The organism is Pseudomonas fakonensis, from assembly GCF_019139895.1.
GTDB classification, from domain to species: Bacteria; Pseudomonadota; Gammaproteobacteria; order Pseudomonadales; family Pseudomonadaceae; genus Aquipseudomonas; species Aquipseudomonas fakonensis.
In genome coordinates this window covers 915,415-934,322 of sequence record NZ_CP077076.1, presented here as the reverse complement: position 1 = coordinate 934,322, position 18,908 = coordinate 915,415, and the positions used below count along the sequence as shown (strand labels likewise).

15 protein-coding genes, 1 tRNA gene and 1 pseudogene are annotated in these 18,908 nt (G+C 58.0%); 6 read left to right on the top strand and 11 right to left on the bottom strand.

Annotation, left to right across the window (positions count from 1 at the left end):
• Window positions 1-67 precede the first annotated feature (67 nt).
• Window positions 68-775, bottom strand: coding sequence for an SDR family NAD(P)-dependent oxidoreductase (locus KSS94_RS04240; protein WP_217841795.1), 708 nt, complete (start codon window positions 773-775; stop codon window positions 68-70).
• 76 nt (window positions 776-851) lie between these two features.
• On the opposite strand from KSS94_RS04240, the gene KSS94_RS04235 reads away from it, so the two are divergent.
• Window positions 852-1,808 (top strand): arsenic resistance protein, encoded by a 957-nt coding sequence (locus tag KSS94_RS04235; RefSeq protein ID WP_217841794.1) that lies wholly within the window; start codon window positions 852-854, stop codon window positions 1,806-1,808.
• Between the two features lie 142 nt (window positions 1,809-1,950).
• Here the strand turns inward: KSS94_RS04235 and KSS94_RS04230 are convergent, their stop codons facing one another.
• Both KSS94_RS04230 and KSS94_RS04225 read right to left on the bottom strand, forming a co-directional pair.
• Window positions 1,951-2,478, bottom strand: a complete 528-nt coding sequence (locus tag KSS94_RS04230; RefSeq protein ID WP_217841793.1) for a histidine phosphatase family protein — start codon at window positions 2,476-2,478, stop codon at window positions 1,951-1,953.
• A 196-nt stretch (window positions 2,479-2,674) separates the two neighbouring features.
• Window positions 2,675-3,664, bottom strand: a pseudogene (locus tag KSS94_RS04225) (5-methyltetrahydropteroyltriglutamate--homocysteine S-methyltransferase); the annotation flags it as partial.
• Between the two features lie 305 nt (window positions 3,665-3,969).
• Here KSS94_RS04225 and KSS94_RS04220 point away from each other — a divergent pair.
• Together KSS94_RS04220 and KSS94_RS04215 are read left to right on the top strand one after the other, a co-directional pair.
• The gene (locus tag KSS94_RS04220) at window positions 3,970-5,448 is read left to right on the top strand and encodes a methylenetetrahydrofolate reductase C-terminal domain-containing protein (RefSeq protein ID WP_217841791.1); all 1,479 of its coding nucleotides are present in this window, start codon (window positions 3,970-3,972) and stop codon (window positions 5,446-5,448) included.
• A gap of 143 nt (window positions 5,449-5,591) precedes the next feature.
• Entirely contained in the window at window positions 5,592-6,869 is a 1,278-nt protein-coding gene (locus KSS94_RS04215) for a peptidase MATCAP family protein (RefSeq protein WP_217841790.1), read from the top strand.
• 115 nt (window positions 6,870-6,984) lie between these two features.
• Here the strand turns inward: KSS94_RS04215 and KSS94_RS04210 are convergent, their stop codons facing one another.
• Both KSS94_RS04210 and KSS94_RS04205 read right to left on the bottom strand, forming a co-directional pair.
• The gene (locus tag KSS94_RS04210) at window positions 6,985-7,200 is read right to left on the bottom strand and encodes a hypothetical protein (protein ID WP_217841789.1); all 216 of its coding nucleotides are present in this window, start codon (window positions 7,198-7,200) and stop codon (window positions 6,985-6,987) included.
• Window positions 7,193-7,333, bottom strand: a complete 141-nt coding sequence (locus KSS94_RS04205) for a hypothetical protein (RefSeq protein WP_217841788.1) — start codon at window positions 7,331-7,333, stop codon at window positions 7,193-7,195. Before KSS94_RS04205 ends, KSS94_RS04210 begins: the two co-directional genes overlap by 8 nt.
• Window positions 7,334-7,842: 509 nt before the next feature.
• Between KSS94_RS04205 and KSS94_RS04200 the strand changes: the two genes are divergently transcribed.
• Window positions 7,843-9,039, top strand: a complete 1,197-nt coding sequence (locus tag KSS94_RS04200; protein WP_225935841.1) for a Fic family protein — start codon at window positions 7,843-7,845, stop codon at window positions 9,037-9,039.
• A gap of 544 nt (window positions 9,040-9,583) precedes the next feature.
• Window positions 9,584-11,581, top strand: a complete 1,998-nt coding sequence (locus KSS94_RS04195; protein WP_225935840.1) for a CHAT domain-containing protein — start codon at window positions 9,584-9,586, stop codon at window positions 11,579-11,581.
• 591 nt (window positions 11,582-12,172) lie between these two features.
• Here KSS94_RS04195 and KSS94_RS04190 read toward each other — a convergent pair.
• From KSS94_RS04190 to KSS94_RS04165, 6 genes are all read right to left on the bottom strand, one after another.
• Window positions 12,173-12,856: a hypothetical protein gene (locus KSS94_RS04190; RefSeq protein WP_217841787.1), complete on the bottom strand. Its 684-nt coding sequence runs from the start codon at window positions 12,854-12,856 to the stop codon at window positions 12,173-12,175.
• Between the two features lie 65 nt (window positions 12,857-12,921).
• On the bottom strand, window positions 12,922-13,155 hold the full coding sequence (locus KSS94_RS04185) for a hypothetical protein (RefSeq protein WP_217841786.1): 234 nt from the start codon (window positions 13,153-13,155) through the stop codon (window positions 12,922-12,924).
• A 444-nt stretch (window positions 13,156-13,599) separates the two neighbouring features.
• On the bottom strand, window positions 13,600-14,355 hold the full coding sequence (locus KSS94_RS04180) for a hypothetical protein (RefSeq protein WP_225935839.1): 756 nt from the start codon (window positions 14,353-14,355) through the stop codon (window positions 13,600-13,602).
• Between the two features lie 1,099 nt (window positions 14,356-15,454).
• A complete protein-coding gene (locus KSS94_RS04175) occupies window positions 15,455-16,777 on the bottom strand; it encodes a tyrosine-type recombinase/integrase (RefSeq protein ID WP_217841785.1) in 1,323 nt (440 codons plus the stop codon).
• Window positions 16,778-16,937: 160 nt separating this feature from the next.
• Window positions 16,938-17,013, bottom strand: a tRNA-Thr gene (locus tag KSS94_RS04170).
• A gap of 58 nt (window positions 17,014-17,071) precedes the next feature.
• Window positions 17,072-17,482: a pilin gene (locus KSS94_RS04165; RefSeq protein WP_217841784.1), complete on the bottom strand. Its 411-nt coding sequence runs from the start codon at window positions 17,480-17,482 to the stop codon at window positions 17,072-17,074.
• A 217-nt stretch (window positions 17,483-17,699) separates the two neighbouring features.
• On the opposite strand from KSS94_RS04165, the gene KSS94_RS04160 reads away from it, so the two are divergent.
• Complete coding sequence (locus KSS94_RS04160; RefSeq protein ID WP_217841783.1) at window positions 17,700-18,908, top strand: type II secretion system F family protein; 1,209 nt, start codon at window positions 17,700-17,702, stop codon at window positions 18,906-18,908.

Below are 18,908 nucleotides of genomic sequence, written 5' to 3'. Positions count from 1 at the left end.
TAGCTGCAATAACAGTAGTGGGTTTGATGGCCCTATCGCCGGCAAGCCGGCGATAGGGCCAGTGGGCTCAGAACCGCTCGTCGCGAATGGCCGGCAGGGTGATATCGCGCACGTAGCTGGCCGATGACAGGCTGAGCATCATCCGGCACACCTGCACCACATCGTGCAGCGGGATCAACGCCCCCTCCCCCCGGCGCTCGGCGTCGGCCAACGGCACATCCAGGCCGTCCTCGGTGTTGAGGTAGCCGAGGTTCAGGCAACTGACCCCCAGCCCCTGCTGGCGGTAGCCTTCACGCAGTGCTTCGGCGATACCGCGCAAACCGAACTTGCTGGCGCCGAAGGCCACCTCGGGCCGGCCGCTACCGGGCAGGCCCGAGGTGGAACCGGTGAGGACGATGCGCGGGCGCGGGCTTTCGAGCAGCACCGGCAGCAGGCGCTTGATCAGCAGCAACGGCGCGGTGAGGTTGCAGCCGACCATGTGCTCGATGTGTTGGTCGTCATCATCGACAAAGCGGTAATCGTCCTCGAAGGCCCGCGCCTCCCACAGGCCGACGTTGTACACCAGTACGTCCAGCCCGCCTGCGGCCACTGCATCGAAGATGGCCGCTGCCGCTTCACGCGGCCGGGCCAGGTCAGCCTCAACCCACTGCACCTGCCGCGCCCCCGGCGCAGGCCGGGTGCGGGCCACGCCGATCAGCGTATCGCCCACCCCGCCAAGGCCCTCGACCAGCGCCCGGCCCAATCCTTTGCTCGCACCTACTACCAGTATTCGCATGCTGCCACTCCCTATGGACTGCGCCAGATAGTACCCTGCCCGGCCAACCCCGCCACCCGCCATTGCCAGGACGCCCGTGGACAGAGAGCAGCTCGAACGCAACCAGATACCCGTCTACTTCATCGCCGTGGCCATTGCCGCCGCCGCCGGCCTGCTGGCCCCCGGCACCGCCCGGCCGCTGGAGCTGCTGGTGACCCCGGCCATCGCCGTGCTGATGTACGCGATGTTCTTGCAGATCCCCTTCCTCGACCTGCGCGCAGGGCTGGGCAACCGGCGCTTCATGGCGGCGCTGTTGCTGGCCAACTTCGTGCTGGTACCGCTGCTGGTGTGGGCCGGCACCCGCGGGCTTGCCGAACACCCGGCGCTGCTGGCCGGGGCGCTTTTGGTGCTGCTGACGCCGTGCATCGACTACGTGGTGGTGTTCACCCACATCGGCAAGGGCGAGTCGCGCCTGACACTTGCGGCCACGCCGGTGCTGCTGCTGCTGCAACTGGCACTGCTGCCGCTGTACCTGGCGTTGATGCTCGGGGGAGCGAACGAGGTCGAGATCCAGCTGGCGCCGTTCTTCGAGGCCTTTGTGCTGTTGATTGCACTGCCACTGCTGCTGGCGGTGATGACCAGCGCCGGGGCCCGGCGCTCGACGCTGGTCGCCCGGTGGAACGACGCCTGGGCCTGGCTGCCGGTGCCGGCCATGGCGTTGGTGCTGGTGGCGGTGATCGGCTCGCAGGTGGGCGTGGTGGCCAGCCGGCTGGGCGAGTTGCTGCCGGTGTTGCCGGTGTATGTAGGGTTTGCCGTGCTGGCGCCGCTGCTGGGGCTGCTGGCGGCGCGGCTGCTGCGCTTGCCGGTGGGTGAGGCGCGGGCAGTCACCTTCAGTGCGGCGACGCGCAATTCGCTGGTGGTGCTGCCCCTGGCCCTGGCGCTGCCAGAGCCGGTCCGCGCGCTGGCGGCGGCGGCAGTGATTTGCCAGACGTTGGTGGAGTTGGTGAGTGAGCTGGTGTATGTGCGGGTGGTGCCGAGGGTGATCAAGGGCTGATTGCAAGCCTGGGCAGATTGCTGGGGGCGCTTCTGCCTTGTGTTGCCTGTGCTGGCCTCATCGCCGGCAAGCCGGCTCCTACAGGGATCGCATGGCCTTCGTGCCGGTGATGAGGGCGGTGCAGGCGCTGGCATTCTGAGGGTTAGCCAGACAGCTGCAGCCGCCACTGCCCATAGTGGCTGAAACACACCCGCGCCAGTGGCAGCACGTCGATTTTGTGGAAGCACTCCAGCGGCGCGCCCAGTGCGTGCAGCATCGCTGCGCGGATGACGAAGGGGTGGGTGATCGCGCTCCATTCGCCCGGTGTTAAAGCGCTATCCATCCAATGCGCCACGCGCTGGCACAAGGCGGCGATGGTTTCGCCACCGTGGGGCGCCGCGTGCGGGTCGGCCAGCCAGGCTTGCAACAGGGCCGGGTCGAGGTGCTTGAGCGCCAGGCCCTGCCAGGTGCCCAGGTCGTAGTCGCGCAGGGCTTGATCCACGCTGGCGTTGAGGCCCTCGGCGGTCTGCCGGGTGCGTAGCTCCGGGGCGGTGAGGGTGCGGGCGGTTGTGGATAACCCTGTTAGCGGGGGCAGCGTATCGCGCAGCGGGTCGTCGGCCTGGGCGAAGCGGCCCAGGCGCTGGGCGTCGGTTTGGGCGTGGCAGATCAGGGTGAGGTGGATCGGCGGCATTGGGGCGGCCTTCGGCGGCAGGGTCCGGGCACTTTAATCGAAGTCGCCTGGCTTGTCGGGCCCTTGTAGGAGCCGGCAGGCCTGCGATCACCGGCGCCGCCGGGGCCAGGCTCAGGTGATCTGTTGCCTGGGCTGGCCTCATCGCCGGCAAGCCGGCTCCTACAGGTATAGCGCAGGCCTGAATAGCTCAGGCGCACAGGGCGCGGGCGGGTTCGGGCTGCTCGACTTGCTCGGCCAGCTGGGCCACTTCCTGGCATTTCTGTACAGCCAGCTGCAGCTCGCAGGCCAACAGCGAACACGACGGCGCCACCCACAGGCGCTCGCCCAGGCGTTCATGGGCGTGGCGCAGCACGTCCAGTGCCTGGCCCAGGTCGCAATGCCCGCCGTTGCGGCCGTCAACCACGCCCAGCGACAGCACCTTGTAGGCTGGCAGGCGGTCAAGGATGGTCGGGAACTGCTCCGGGGCACTCACCAGGTCGATGTGCAGACCGTCCACCGGCAGGTTGGCAGCCAGGCCCAGGTTAGCGTCGAGGCCGCCGAAGCAGGTGGCGATGAGCTTTTTCAGCGGCGCGCGCTGCAGGATGTTGTAGACCCGCTCGTAGGCGTTCTTCCAGTCTTGTGGCAGGTCGAGGGCGAGGATCGGCTCGTCGATCTGCAGCCACTCCACGCCTTGGCTGGCCAGGCGGTTGAGGACCTGGTCGTAGACCGGCAGCAGGCGCTCGAGCAGTTCGAGCTTGTCGAAGCCACCGCCCTTGGCGCTGCCCTGCCACAGGTAGCTGAGCGGGCCGATGATCACCGGTTTGACCGCATGGCCCAAGGCCAGGGCTTCGTCGACCTGCTCGAACAGTTGCTCGCAGCTGAGGGTGAAGGGCTGGTCGAGGGTGAACTCGGGGGCGGTTTGCTGGGCGTCGGCCATGGCGAACAGGCTGTGTAGCCCGAGCTGGGGTGCGATGACACCGAAGGTCAACGAATGGTTGAGCAGCAGGCCGTGCCAGGCGAAGTCGCCCACTGGCAGCAGGTCGATACCGGCGGCCTTCTGCAGTTGCCAGTGAGCGGCGCGCAGGGTGCGGCCCACGGCACGCAGGCCGGCTTCGTCGAGCTCACCCTTGCAAAAGGCTTCCCGGGCGTTTTCCAGCTCACGGTCGCGGCCGGTGTGCGCAAAGCCCAGGGTGTGTGCCAGTGCCATGTGCGTGTTCCTTGAATCCTGAAAATAATGAGGCGATTTTGGCGGTGCGGGTTGCGTGAGACAAACTCATAAAATTTGAGATGAACATAAGAGTTGTTCATGATGAGTTGAATTGAAGGGCCCTATCGCCGGCAAGCCGGCTCCTACAGGGGAACGCGATCATCTGTAGGAGCCGGCTTGCCGGCGATAGGGCCGCAACAGGCCACCCGAATGTCTCAACCAGCACACTGCGCCGCGCATCCAGACATGCCCCCTGCCCGCGAGTACGCCACACTGCCACCCTGCCCCAACCCGGTAGCCCCACCATGAGCCTGCTGAAATCGGCCCTGGACACCAACGCCTTCGCCTGCATCCTGGAGTTCGTACCCAAGCCTTCTGCCGCGCGCTTCGCCACCCTGGCAACCTTGATGGCGCGCCAGCAACTGTGCGGCTGGCCGATGACCGTGGCCATCGGCGACCGGGTTGGCAGCGCGCTGGACCTGTCGCCGCTGGACGCCTTCACCAGCCTGCAACAACCGGTACCCGCGCTGCTGCACTTCTCCGGCAAGGACCGCGAGCGCCGCGACCTGCTGGCGCAGCTGCAACACATGGACGCCGCCGGGCTGGACCAGCTGTTGCTGCTGACCGGCGACCGCCTGCCCGGCCACACCCCAGGCCAGCGCCCGGTGCGCTACCTGGAATCGGTGGCGGCCCTGCAGATCGCCCGCCAGGCCCGCCCGCACTGGCTGCTGGCCGCAGCCCTGAACCCGTTCAAGTACCGCGAGGCCGAAGGCGGCGCGCAGTACTTCAAGGCAGAGAAGAAACTCGCCGCCGGCGCCGACCTGCTGATCCTGCAACTGGGCTTCGACATGGCCAAGCACCAGGAAGCCCTGGACTGGATGCAGCGCCAGCCACAGCCCAAGCCGCTGATGGCCTGCATCATGGCGCTGACCGACGGCCGCGCGGCAATGCTCGAGCAGGTGGCCGGGGTCACCGTCACCCCGTCGATGCGCGCGCTGCTGGCGGCCGAGGCCGCGGTGTCCAAGCAGTACGCCAAGGAGCGCGGCAACCACCGGCTGGCGTTGCAGGTGATCGGCCTGCGGTTGATGGGTTATGCCGGCGTGCACCTGTCGGGTATCCACGACGTGGAACAGTTCGAAGCGCTGGAGCAGGCCATCACCGCGCTGCAGCCGCTGCACCAGGACCTCGACAGCTGGGCCCTGGCCTGGCTGGACGCCTGGCAGCAGCCGGGCACCGCGCCAGTGACCTTCCACCCGCCCGGGCAGGACTGGCGCCTGGGGCAACGGCAGATCAGCGCCTCAACCAAAGAGAAAGCCCGCTACCACCTGCTGTCGGCCATGCACCACCAGCTGTTCAGCCGCAGCACTGCGCTGAGCAAGGCGTTCGGTTGGGCGGTAACCCGGCCACTGTGGGCCAACCCCACGGCGGCGCAGTGGCTGCACCAGTTGGAGCGGCGCATCAAGCGGCCGCTGGTGGGCTGCGATACCTGTGGCAGTTGCCGGCTGGAAGACACCCTGTACATCTGCCCCGAGACCTGCCCCAAGGGCCTGGCCAACGGACCCTGCGGCGGAACGCGCCTGGACCGCTGCGAGTTCGGTGACCGCGAATGCGTGCACAGCGCCAAGTACCGGCTGGCGGTGGGCGTCGGGCGTGCCGAGGTGCTGGTGGAGCGGCTGATACCCTGCGTGCAGGTGGAGGGGCGCCAGCGCAGTTCGTGGCCGGGGTGGTTTGCACCAAAGGGAGCAGAGCCCGTGCGTGAAGGGCAGGTGGTGCTGGAAGAATGAACGGCACCGGTACGGCCCGCCTTGTGAAATACGTACCCTCAACCAGCACCGCTGTTGGCATTCACGTGCTCCGCTAGCAAAAGCCCAAGGCTTCGCCAAGGGCTATGCTTTCCGACACAGCCGGGTCTCTCAAGGAGCCCTCCGTGAGTGCCACTACCCTCCCCGAACTCGACGCCGCACTGCCCAAACTGGCCCGCAAGATCCGCGTACTCGAGGCCCTGGCCTGGCCGGATGACATCGAGCCGGTGTTCCTCGCCCAGTGGCGCGCTGGCAAGCCGCAGTTGCCGAAGGTGGCCCAGCAACCGCGCGATCACCGCACCGACATCGCCGCCCTGGAGACCTTCATCGCACAGTGCGACCAAGGCCACCCGGCCGGGCATTACCTGGCCGCCACCGCACGCAGCTACGCCACCGCCGGGCGCATGCTCGGGGCCATCGGCACGCCGGCCTTTGCCCGCTATTCGTCGGCGCTGTACCGCCGCCCGGACTTTCTCTACCCCCGGCAAAACCTGAGCATGCTCGATGCGGCGCGGTTCTTTTTGAAGACCACCGACGCCCTGCTGGGCGGCGGGCAAATACCACCGAGCGAGGCAAACATCCCCGCCGAAGACTTCGCCGCCTGGCTGCAGCCGGAGCTGGACCGCTTTTTCGGCACAGGCCAGGTGAGCATTGCCCTGGACCCGGCCCTGGCGGCCAAGGCGATTGCCGGCAGCAGCCGCATCCGCCTGCGCGCCAGCGCGCTGTTCAGCGAGCTGGACAAGCAACAGTTGCTGCAGCACGAAGCCTTTGTGCATGTAGCCACCGCGCAGAACGGCGCCCGCCAGCCCAACCTCAAGTGCCTGGGCCTGGGCGCGCCGCGCACCACCCAGACCCAGGAAGGCATCGCCACCCTGGCCGAGCTGTTCACCGGCAGCATGGACATCAACCGCCTGCGCCGCATCGCCCTGCGCGTGCTGGCGGTGCAGCAGGCGCTGGATGGCGCCGACTTTATCCAGGTGTTCGAAGGGTTTGTGCAGGCCGGCCAGTCGCAGGAAGAGTCGTTCCGCTCGACCCAGCGGGTGTTCCGCGGCGCCGACCTGCGCGGCGGCTCGGCCTTTACCAAGGACGCCGCCTACCTGACCGGGCTGCTGGGGGTGCATACCCTGCTGAGGGTGGCAGTGCGCGACAACCGCCCGGAGCTGGTAAGCCATTTGTTTGCCGGGCGCCTGAGCCTGGCCGACACCCTGCGCCTGGCGCCGCTGTTCGAAACCGGTTGGCTCAAGGCACCAACCTATGTGCCGGCCTGGGCCAGTGATATGCGCAGGCTGGCGGCCAACCTTGCGTTTTCGGCGTTTATTTCGCAGATCAAGTTGGAGGGGCTCGATTTGCCGATGTTTATGGCGTTTGCGGATGAGCATGAGGGGGATGCTAGTGCGCGGTGAGGGTTGAGCCTTGCGGGCTACCGGGCCAATGGACTCGCTGCCGGCTCACCGACGTGGGAGCGGGCTTGCCCCGCGATGGGCCGCAAAGCGGCCCTCACCTCACAGGTGGTTCAGCTCAATCCCCCTTCACCTTTTCCAGCTTGCCGATCTGCTCACCGGCCAAACGGCTGATGGTGCGGATCGCCTGATGGATGCCCGAGGTATTGCGAAAACTCAGGTGCGGGTTGTGTTCGCACTCCAGTAGCTCGTCGTGTTGCACCAGTGCTTCGCCGAGCAGTTCGAGGGTCCAGACGTGGCTCTGGATCAGGGACAGGCGGTCTTGGTCAGTCATGACGGGCCTCCTGGTTGGCACGGGTGGCCAGGGCGTGGCTGTCGATCAGGTAGATGCGATGGGGTTTGCGGGCCGCAGAGGATGGGCGGCGGAGAGCGGATGCGAGGATCCTGTACAGATTTGCGATGAGCATGCATGAGGTCCTTTTCGGTTGAAGCACCACACCCATCGTCGCCAAACGATTAGGGTGGCAGCTGTACGCAGGTTGGCGAACCGAGGAAAAGGAACCCGGCAGACCCGAAGGTCTCCCACGCACAGCCGCCATTACACGAAACTGCGGACGCAAAAAAAGCGCCTGCAATCGTGGTCGGGGCGCCGTTGCGCCTTTTACGTTCGGGTCGCCAAACCCGGTCGCGGAATTGGCCGCGACGGAGGGGAATTTATGCCTTTGGGCGTGGTTATGCAAGGTTCAGCAGCTAAGGAAAAGGCGCTGAACACTGCAGGAATTTGCCTACACCTGGAGAACAAGCTTTGCTGGTACACCGATTTTCGAGATCAACGCCTCGTAGCAAAAATATCTGAAAAAAATGTGCAAAACTAGCGATTATTTTCTACGAAAAAAATCACTTACCCCCAGATTTCATTGGCTATCATCAAGGAAAAATTTACGCAAAAAAATGTGCAAAAATCTTGGGAAAGATCATGAAAATAGAATTCATCCAAGGCAAGCATTGGCTTGAACCCTTGATCCCGTCAGGAGGCTACCCCGCTGATATTCTGGCGATGGCCGATGAGCTACCGTATCTCGTTGGCAAGCTAGAGGGATCGATCGCCCCAGAAACGGCGAAGCGCATTGGCAACCTGATGCGCCTCACCAACAGCTATTACAGCAATCTGATCGAAGGGCAATTTACCGAGCCCGCGACCCTAGCGCCACACGCAAAAGTCCGCCCGAAGAAAGAGCTTCAAGCACTTGCCGTCACCCACATCCAAGCCCAGGAAATGCTCGAGCGAGCGCTTCAGCTTTTACCGCAGCTCGCTTGGGAAGACATGTTCGCACGAGGAATGCTGTGTAGCGTGCACCGTCGGCTTTTCTCTGGTGCCGCTGATGAGGACCTGAGGCTTTCGGACGGACGCCTGATGAAACCCGGCCAACTTCGGGATGAAGTTCAGCAAAATGTGATCGTCGGTGACCATGCTGCACCCGGCTGGGAGTCTGTGGGGCCTATGATCACCAGAATGCAGGAGGTATACGGGCGCGTCCAAGATCCCCGCACTTGCCTGTTGAATGCTTTGGCCTACCATCATCGCCTGGCCTTCACCCACCCCGTCGAAGACGGCAACGGGCGCCTGATCCGAATGATGACCCATCTGCAATTGGTGAAGATCGGGCTAGGTTCGCCTCTCTGGTCCATTTCTCGAGGCCTTGCCAGACGCCAGACCGAATACTACGCAAAACTACGCGCAGCAGATCAACCTCGCCATGGTGACTTGGATGGTCGGGGCCAACTGACGCAAGCGGGCTTGATCTCGTTTGTCAGGTTCATGCTGGAGGTATGCAAGGACCAGATCACCTATACGACCGATGCGATGGCTGTACAGGCTTTGCGCGAACGCCTGGAGCGAATCGTTAGGTATGAGCCTCGCTTCTTTGATGCAGGCGTGAAACCCGATGCCGCTCGAGCTCTGCACCTGCTTCTGATCCAAGGCGTTACGTCCCGAGCTGACTTCAAGGTTTATCTGGGGATGCAGGAGCGAACGGCGATTGAACAGCTCAAGGCGCTGATCAAGCTGGGAGTGGTTGAGGCGCCGTCTCCGAAGTCCAGGGAGGTTTTTCCTGGGCTGCCTGTGTGGTTTGCGCAACTGGTTTTTCCGGACTTACATCGAAGGTTTGGGTAGTACTTTTAGCAGTGGAACGCCGAGTGCTGCAAAATGTACTGATGGTGGGCCGGAAATTTCGCGTTGCGGAGACAGGAATCGTACCAAAACGAAAGTAGCTGATCTCGATGGGTATTATTCTTCATGGCTCAGCACTTTATCTCTAAAATTATCCTTTTACTTCTAGATTGCCAACCGCCGAAAGCAGCGCTGACAGCACACAGCCCTGAGGTCGAATTGCGATGCAATGAGAGTCTTCGATAACAATATTGCCGCACTACCGCAAGGTTATTTGAAAACAATCTTGCTTTCCTTGACAGCAACTACATGTCACGCGAATAAGCATTTTAAGTTGCTATGCTAGCGCATAAACTATAGCCTTGGATACCACTATCAAGGCTAACAATTTTCAGCCCCACATAGCAAAATCACTATCAAACCTAAGCAAAAATCAGGCAACATTATGTCGAGAATATTGTACATCATAGTAGTACCAACAAGTGAGGACGCGACTCTATTCCAAGGGTGGTGCCGAACGCTAACCAACTCGGAATTTCTTTCCCTGTTGACAACAGCCGCAACTGCACCATTTGACACAGGCGAAATTTTTTTAGAGCAAGAAGCTCTTATTTCGCGTAGAGCAGATGGAGTACACCGCGAAGTTATAACTTTAGGCGATGGATTTCTGGATATGATCCCAGAAATAGCCAAGGACAGGTTCTGCATAATAATCACGCCATGCACACTTGCCAAAAAAGTAGTTGATATAGATTTCGGGCAAGGAATTCGCCCTATCATTGCCACTACTAACGAAACAGCAGGAGCCCTAAAAATACCATTCGACGAAATCGAAAACCCTATTCACTTACTGGATCGTATGATCCTAGAAAAAATAGAAGAAACTGAAACCTTAACTGGCCACGAAATACAACCAAAACAACTCAGAGACACATACACACGTAAGGCAGGCACCCCAGGGTACGGATCAGGATCAACTCTAGCAAATAACATAGCTCACTACTCTCTTGGAATTATGTACAATGAAGAACGTCGAATCAAGGCCGACAAAATAGAAAATTTTAAAACTGCAATTAGCGAAAGCGTAGAATCCCTACTAAGCACTTTAGGCGAAAAACATGGTGAGGCTATAGTTTATGCGCCAGCCATTAAGGCCTTTTTATATAATACGAACTCACATCTCTGGAACCAGATACTTCGCCAGCTATCAGAAAGATGGCAAAAGGACATGATAAAGAATGGACTTATTAAGAATCCTGGATATTCCGGTATCAGCCACCCTGTTGGACAGCCTGTATTCAACCCCTACAAGATACCCTATCTCGGTGAAATCTTACACGAGAGGCAATCAGAACTTGCCTTAACAAATCACTCGATAGCTTTACTCGCCAGCAGCGAATGCATCCCAGCGATTCGCCTGCCAAACGCTATAAATCTTCACACCGCTGAGCTTAAGGAGATCGAGTTCCTGCATAAACGCAGCGATCAAAAAGCAGCCCGGCAGTTACAGACTAAGTTTAAAGCCTTATCAGACTCCATGCAGTCAGAAATTGGCCCGCAACTTGAACAGTTAATAGCAAGCCGTTTTTCAAGTCTAAAGCTCTGTAGCGATGCGCCTCTTGAATGGATCTATCTTGGAAAACTTCCACTCATGATAAGCCATGAGGTAAGCAAGATATGCATGACCCCTGGGAATATGCTTCTACAGCAAAGCGCAATAGGATACTCAAAGAATATACCCTCAGACTTACTGAAAGACATTCTAGTAATTCGTTCCTTTCAGAATCATGACAGAATAAAAGAGTTTCTCGAAACCGGAATCAATATATTCCCTCTTGAAAATGGAACAAAAATCACATTCAAGGATGTAAATACCATCGCCGAAGTGAAAGATGCTCTGAACTCCTTCAAAGGTGCAATAGTCATATTTGACTGTCATGGCGATCACAGCGGGAACGAAGGGGGAGGATGGCTTCAAATAGGAAAAGAGAAACTGAATAGTTGGGAGCTATTTGATCAAGCTCGTGTTCCACCGATCGTAATGTTGAGTGCCTGCTCAACAGCACCGATCACTGGCTCTCATGTAACTGTTGCGAATGGCTTTATCCGATCTGGAGCATCTAGTGTTATTGGCACGTTCTTGCCTGTTGATGCAAAAGCTTCTTCTGCTTTTATTAGCAGAATCATCTATAGAATTGATGCTTTCTTACCCGCCATAAAAAAGCTTGGATATGAAGCAATAACCTGGAGATCTTTGATAGCGAGCTTTATGCGAATGTCGTATGCGACAGATGCCCTGCGCTACTTTCATAAAACATGTGAACTTATTACGCTAGAGCAATATCTTGAAATACACATGAATGCCAATTCCCGCATCAACTCGATGAGAACGGACTGGTACGATGAACTTCTGCAAGAAACAGCTCTAGCATCCGGCTCTTCTGCCGAAACACTACTCGAGATGATCAAAGATAACACCCCACTCATGGAAACCATGCTTTATAGCCAGCAAGGCAGACCTGAACTTATAAATATTATTTTATAACTCGACATTCCATATTCCGGAGTATACGTAGGGCGTGGCTGATGGGATGTTTTGATCACCACCCCCACTCAAAATCCGCAACCGGTGGACCGACACTGCTTAGAATCTGTACTCCGCGAGAGCCATCTAGGCGCAACCACCCCGGTCTTGAGTTTCGTTAAACAACTCAGCATTCATAGCCCAGACCTCATCCGATTGTTGGAAACGCTTTACCATCACAGAATTCCCTTCCATAGAGGGCTTGAAAACCTAAGGCCTTCAGCTTTCGAAGGGCGCCGATTTAGTTATTCGGAGTTTCCGTGCAGATCCTTGGGCCTTGTCAGAATGCGCATGCTCGTGAACCGCTTGATTGAGGGCGGAAGGCCTCATTAATTACAAGAGTTTTAGAGAATATTGAGTGAGCGACCGATTATCATGCCTTAGCACGAGAGTGAAGTCTTCAGCGTGCACATCGTGGCACTCTGCGCCTGGCTAGCCTATGCTGCTACCTCGCCAACAGAGACGGCCCAAAGCCACTTTGCACTGATAATCAGATCGTGATCACTGAACGACAACCATCATGCCTTACCTGAAGCAAGGCTGGAGTAATGACTAATCGTCTTCTTGCTTATTAGGACCAGCGATCTTCTCCCACTCGATACCCAATCCTTTAAATTTTTGAGCAAAAGGTACAACTATCAACGCTAAAGCCGCGCCAATCAAGCTAATACGTTCCGCAGTTAACATATCTCGATCGTATTCTATTTTAACGTAGAAGTCGCCAATCACTAGCACAAAAAGAACAAATGACACACTCCAACAAACTACGGTGAATTTCTCACTCGCATTGTCCCGCCGAACCCTCAGATCTGCTTTCCTGTCTGCTTGCTCCTTGACCGCCAACGCCTCAAATGCTGGAAACAGAGTGTGATCGATGACATTTATGTCTCCTTGCTCGTTAAACGAATGAAGCAGAAATGGAGATGAGCCTTTAAAATTAGTAGACACAATGAATACGGGAACTGAGTTAGCACCTAAAGCCTTTCGATAGTCAATCATATTTTCATAAATAAAGCCCCCCGGACCTTCTTCATGTATCTTGGCTTCCTTGACCTCCACAATTGCTAGATATTCATTCGTTTTAGGATCTATGAGTGCAAAGCTTGGCCTGTAACATTGCATGTGCCGCACCGGCTGTATACCCGGCTGATAGGCAATCGACTCCTTAGGATAGCCTATAGACAATAAATATTCGAAAAAAGATTTCTCCAACTTGCGATCGTAGTCAATCACCATTTACTCAAAATCCATTAAAGTTCAACGTACACATTCCAATTAAACCGCACCAGCTAGATAGCCAATCAAAGCTTGCCAGAGTATTCTCGAACCACCTTTAAGTTTGGATATTTTTTCTCAACAATTGAAATGGCATCATTTAGATTATTCGCATCTACCGTTTCAGTAAATCCGACCAAATCCGAATGAAGCACCTCTCCGCTTTCGTTGACACGCTGATTTCTATCCCAAAATTCACGATAATCGCGGTCTCGCCCTTCGCGAATCACGGAAACTGAATAAGTGTATTTTTTCGCCAAAATTTCAAACTCCCTTTAATTTTCAACTTAAAAAATCTAAAGCCATAATCAAGCATTTCGTGCACAGCTATCGTTCTTCTATAAAGATATTACACATGCTCTTGGTATTTTACCAGACCTTCCAAGAGAACACTGCCATATCAGCACAGGACAAGAAAGGCCAACCGGAGATAGGAGTATAATTTTAAAAATTGCAACCTGGAGTTTATCTAGCCGTTTAAATAAATTATTTTTCTGCTTAGGTAATTTTCCGCGCGGTTAGGTTTATTGAGTAAAACCTAGGAGATTGCTTTTGCCTTTATTACTATTCGCGAGAGGCATAATCATCTTCCCTAGAGATTTTTTCATGCTGATTTCTGCGCTTCTCAAACGACAGCTTCGAGTCGTTTGCGGCCATTCGTGAAAAGGGTGATAAATCAGCCACTTTTGGCGGCCCCTTTTTGGCTACAACTGGATGATTCGCACTTTTCTCTTCTGTTTTTTTGAGTCCCGCCAAACTTCCACACGAAACTGCTGACCAATAGGTAGCTCAGGCTTAGGTCGTGGCAAGTGCGGCTTACGCATCTTATTTTCAACTTGGAGGATGGTGTCTTGCCCAAGACTATTCAGAGGTAAGTCCAGTTGCGTAGCTAGCAGAGGCGTGCTTTCAAATGAGTCTTTTAATTCAGCCATGAAGCGCGGCTCAGACCTTACTTCATCACCAAGAATCAGTTCAGCCTTCAGCATTGCCTGCTCAGCGGTAATTTCTCCCCTCTGAACCTTATAAAACAACCGCTGCAACTCACCCAAAGAGCCATTATATTTCTTAGTTTTTGGCTTGATTTTATCATAAGAAAAAGGTGTAACGGCCTGAGCAGCTAAAAAACTTCCTACTGCGCTTACCTGAGCTTGTATAGTTTGCAGCCCTGAAATAAACGAACCGTACTGACCTATACCCAAATAAAGTGCGCCAAGGGTAGCGGCAATTTTAGCGCCGCCCTTTATTGACCCTTCTTGAACCTCAAGGGCAAGTGAATAATCTGGAATCTTTAGTGAACTTTCAACATACACCTCCCACTTATCAAACAATTTAGTAGAGTATTGTTCGAATTCGTGCCGAGGCAGACTCGGTACGTCGATATAAAAATCCGTGCCGCCGAGGTAAATCATACTCAATCCATGTGCAGTTTTATACTTATCAACTCTAAGAGCAGGCAGCATAACTGCTCACTCCTAGGCGCAGGCTATCTTTTTGCCATCATGATGTCCACTGATGGATCCCCCTTTATCCACCAGCTCCTAAGGATCAGCTGTGAGTCGCATTCTGCCAGCCGAAATCCTCCGTTTATCGGCTTGAAAAGTGAACACTATGTGCCACATTTCTAAGGCCTTGCTTGAGATAACCAAACTCGCTAGGCCACTCAACATCTGCAGCCGCAGAATCGTCCCCCACATCATCCCGCCAAGAATGCTGAGTGTTATCAGGGATCAAGGCCCCTGCGACCTGTGGGGATGTCCTCTAACGCGGGACTGGCGGCTCCTTACGTCCGGGAGCAAGGGCATCTCATGATCTGGCCTCCTGAGCACCGTTACCGGTGGGCGGGCGGAGGCTGCATTGGCTGACGAGACCAGTGCCGCGAGATCCTGAGCCGGGAGAACGCAGCGGTGCGATGACCGAGGCATGCCTGACTGTCAGTCAGGTGCAGTCCATTCCTTGGTCTGCGGCACCATCATCTACATCGCTGTTGCTGGTGACATCGGCGTTTGTCACGCCGATTGTCACGAGTGAAGTTGCCGCAAAGCCAAATGCGATGAGGGCTGCAGCAGTGTTAGACGCGCCCGTCTCTTTCCCAGGAGAAAGAGACGGGCGTAGGTTGGCGCAAGATTCGGCCAAGCGGAAACGTTGCTGCAGGGCAGCGAAGTTGGAAGTGTTGTCTGGCGCACGAGGGCCATGATCTGAAGTTGGCATCCATCACCGGGGAGGTGACCGGGCGAGCTGCCGGATGCGAATCGCCATTTGGGGGGAGAACCACCGCAGGAGCGGCGTGACCTTGAAGGTTCGGGTCACCTGGGGTGCTGTCAACGACAGCCTTTGCACTGTCTTTTCTACGCCCGCAATCCGAGAGGGTCAAGCGATGTGCACCGCATGGTTTTGCGATTGAAAATGGTACTGGGCGTGTGCGGAACACCGAGGCAACCAGTGGCCGATGTGGTGCTTTTGATCTTTTTAGATAAGGTCCATCCAAACAGGGCGGCTTTGCAGCCCTGTTTGGATGGACCCGCATGGAAAGCGAATCACCGAAATTTCAAAGCCGTGCGCTCACTCGACAGCGCCACGCTTTGCTCTTAGGGTAGAAACGTTTGCCCCGGTCTGATTCGCGAATTCATGCGGCGAGATATGCTCCTGCCGGTTCGCTTCGAGGTAACGGCTCCACCAACTCATGATCATTCGCCGTTCCTCCAGGAACTCGGCCTTGTGGATATACGCCGCCCGAACGTTGTTGCGCTCCCTGTGGCTCATCTGCCGCTCAATAGCCGTCTCTGACCAAAGCCCGGATTCGACCAAGGCACTGCACGCCATGGACCGAAAGCCATGCCCGCAGATTTCGGTCTTGGTGTCGTAACCCATATTCCGCAGAGCGCTGTTGACCGTGTTCTCGGACATAGGCTTCCACGAGCGAGCGTCACTGGTGAACACCAAATCGAAGTACCCCGTGATCGCATGAATCTGTTCGAGCAGCGCCACCGCTTGCGGTGACAGAGGGACCAGATGGATGTCGCCCGCCATCTTCGTTCCTCTGGTCGAATACGGAACACCATCCAACGCGGGCCGCGTGTCAGGTATCTCCCATATTCCGCGCTTCAGATCGAACTCACTCCAACGTGCGAAGCGCAACTCGCTTGACCGGACAAACACATGCAGCGACAGCATGACGGTCAGCCGAGTGAGCGTGCGTCCCTTGTAGTTCTCGATGCGGTCCATCAACTCAGGCAGACGTGACAGCGGGAGTGCAGGCCGGTGCGTAACCCGTGGCGCGCTGATGAAGCCCTCAAGGTCATACGCAGGGTTCACCGTGATCAGCCGCTGCCGCTTAGCCTCACGCATGATGCTCTGTAGGTAGTTTTGCACCCTCAAGGCCACATCGATCGTGCCGCGTTTCTTGATCTCTTCCAGCGGCTGCATGAGGTCGAAGGTATCCAGATCAACAATGGCGCGTGCGCCTAGCAGCGGAAATACGTGAGTCTTCAAACGACTCAGCACAGTCCGCGAATGGCCAGGCGCCCACTTCACGGACATTTCCTTGTGCCAGTCCAAGGCAACGCGTTCGAATGTGTGGCCTCTGACAACCGCCTCGGCCTTAGCCTGCTGCTTGGACGCAATCGGATCAATACCTTCAGCCAGCATCCGCTTAGTCTCCAGACGCTTCTGCCGAGCATCTGAAAGTCCGATGACGGGATAGTTGCCAAACGAGGTCAGCCCCTCTCGCCCATCCGGTTTCACATACCGGAAGCGCCAGCCTTTGCGGCCATTGGGGTAAACGAGGAGGTAAAGACCGTCACCGTCAAATAGCTTGTATGGGCGGTCAGTAGGTTTGGCCGAACGGCATGCGGTGTCGGTCAGGGGAGCAGTAGTACGAGCCATAAGGGTAAACCCCTTTATCGAATCGACTTTATCCCAAACGTTACCCCTAAATCGGCTGGCAGCTGTTGGAATCCGACGGAACGCCATAACGAAAAAACCCGCCAGATGGCGGGTTTACGGGGGTTCCAGAGATTTCTGTAGCCTTCGCTGGAACCTGAACTGGTGCCGGAGACAGGAATCGAACCTGCGACCTTCGCGTTACGAGTGCGCTGCTCTACCGACTGAGCTACACCGGCGTGTTGCGCAACGTACCACTGCCGTGGCGGTTACGCAAACCCCTGTTTCAACTCACTTTCACAGTGCCTTGCAGCCGTTTGGCGCAAGGTCTTCCTCCACTGTGGTGGCGCAGCTCCAGCCGGCCTGGGTGCGGGTGAGCGTGAGGGTTTTGCCCAGCACATTGGCCGGTGCATCGGCCAGGGTGCAGACGATGCTGGCGGTGCCGTCGGCGGCGCTGCCGCTGGCGGTGATGGCGCAGTGCGCGGTGGCGGGTTGGCCGCCGAGGCTTGCGACGTCGGGGACGTCCTTGCCGCTGTTCAGGCGCACGTCCATCGGGGTTTTCAAGGCGGTGATTTCCAGCAGCGCGGCGCTGGCTTTGGCGCTGGACTGGTGGTTGGTGTACATCGGGATGGCGATGCTCGCCAGGATGCCGACGATCGCCACGACGATCATCAGTTCGATCAGGGTGATGCCACGTTGCCCTTTCATGAACGGTATTCCTTTGCAATGCGTTAAGGCCGGACTGGCAGACGAGACGCCCCCGCCGGCAGCGGCGCAGTAGGCCTGAACCGACACCTTTTGTCACCCCTGGGCGGCGGTGCGTCCTCGTTGCTGGACTACTCTAGTGACCGTCACGCCAACGCGCCCGGGGTTGGGCCCGGCAAGCTGTTACGGGGCTTGTCGCACTACTGCAAAGGACTCGCACATGCACACCTCTACCCGCCTGTACGCCTGGGAAGGCGTCAATGCATCCGGTACTTATCAACAGGGCCAACAGGCCGGGCGCAGCCCGGCGTTCGTGCAGGCGTGGTTGCGCCAGCAGGGTATTCGCGCCACCCGCGTGCGGCCGGCGGGCGGGGTGCGCTGGCGCTGGCCGCAGCGGGCGGGCAAGGCGGATGCAGCGGGGTTCAGCCGGCAGCTGGCGACGCTTTTGACGGCGGGGGTGCCGCTGCTGCAGGCCTTCGAGGTGATGGCGCGCAGCAGTGCGGATGCGGCCATGGGGGCGCTGGTGGCGAGGTTGAAACAGGATGTGGCGGCGGGCTTGGGGTTTGCCGATGCCTTGCAGCGTCACCCGGCGTGGTTCGATGGGCTTTACTGCAACCTGATTCGCGTGGGTGAGCAGTCGGGCACCCTGGACCGGCAGCTGGAGCAGATGGCCGTGATGCTGGAGACGCGCCAGGCCCTGCGGCAAAAGGTGCGCAAGGCGATGTTGTACCCGGCGTTGCTGTTGAGTACCGGGCTTGGGGTGGCGGCGTTGCTGTTGCTGGAGGTGGTGCCGCGTTTTGAGGGGATGTTTGCCAATGCCGAGCAGGCGCTGCCGGCGTTTACCCAATGGGTGATCGACTTGTCCGCAGGGCTGGGCCGGCATTTTGGCTGGCTGGTGGCGCTGCTGATGTTGCTGGGCGTAGGAATGCGCGAGTTGTACCGGCGGCACTTGCCGGGGCGCTTGTGGATGCTGCGCCTGGCCTTGCGGCTGCCGGTGCTTGGGCGCTTGCTGGGACAGGCGGCGCTGGCGCGGTTTGCCCGCAGCCTGGCCACGGCCTATGGCGCGGGGGTGGCGTTGCTGGATGCGCTGGACACGGTGGCGCCGGTGAGTGGCAACAGCCTGCACGAGGCGGCCATTCGCCGCCTGCGCCAGGGGGTGGCGAACGGGATGGGGTTGCAGCAGGCGATGGAGGCGGACGGGCTGTTCCCGCCGCTGTTGTGCCAGCTGGTGGCGGTGGGCGAAGCCAGCGGCACCCTGGACCTGATGCTGGGCAAAGCGGCGCAGCATTACGAAACTCAGGTGGCCGAGGCGCTGGAGCAGTTGACCGCGCTGCTCGAGCCGGCCATCGTGCTGACCCTCGGGCTGCTGGTTGGTGGCCTGGTGGTGGCGATGTACTTGCCGATCTTCCAGTTGGGTAGCCTGATCTGA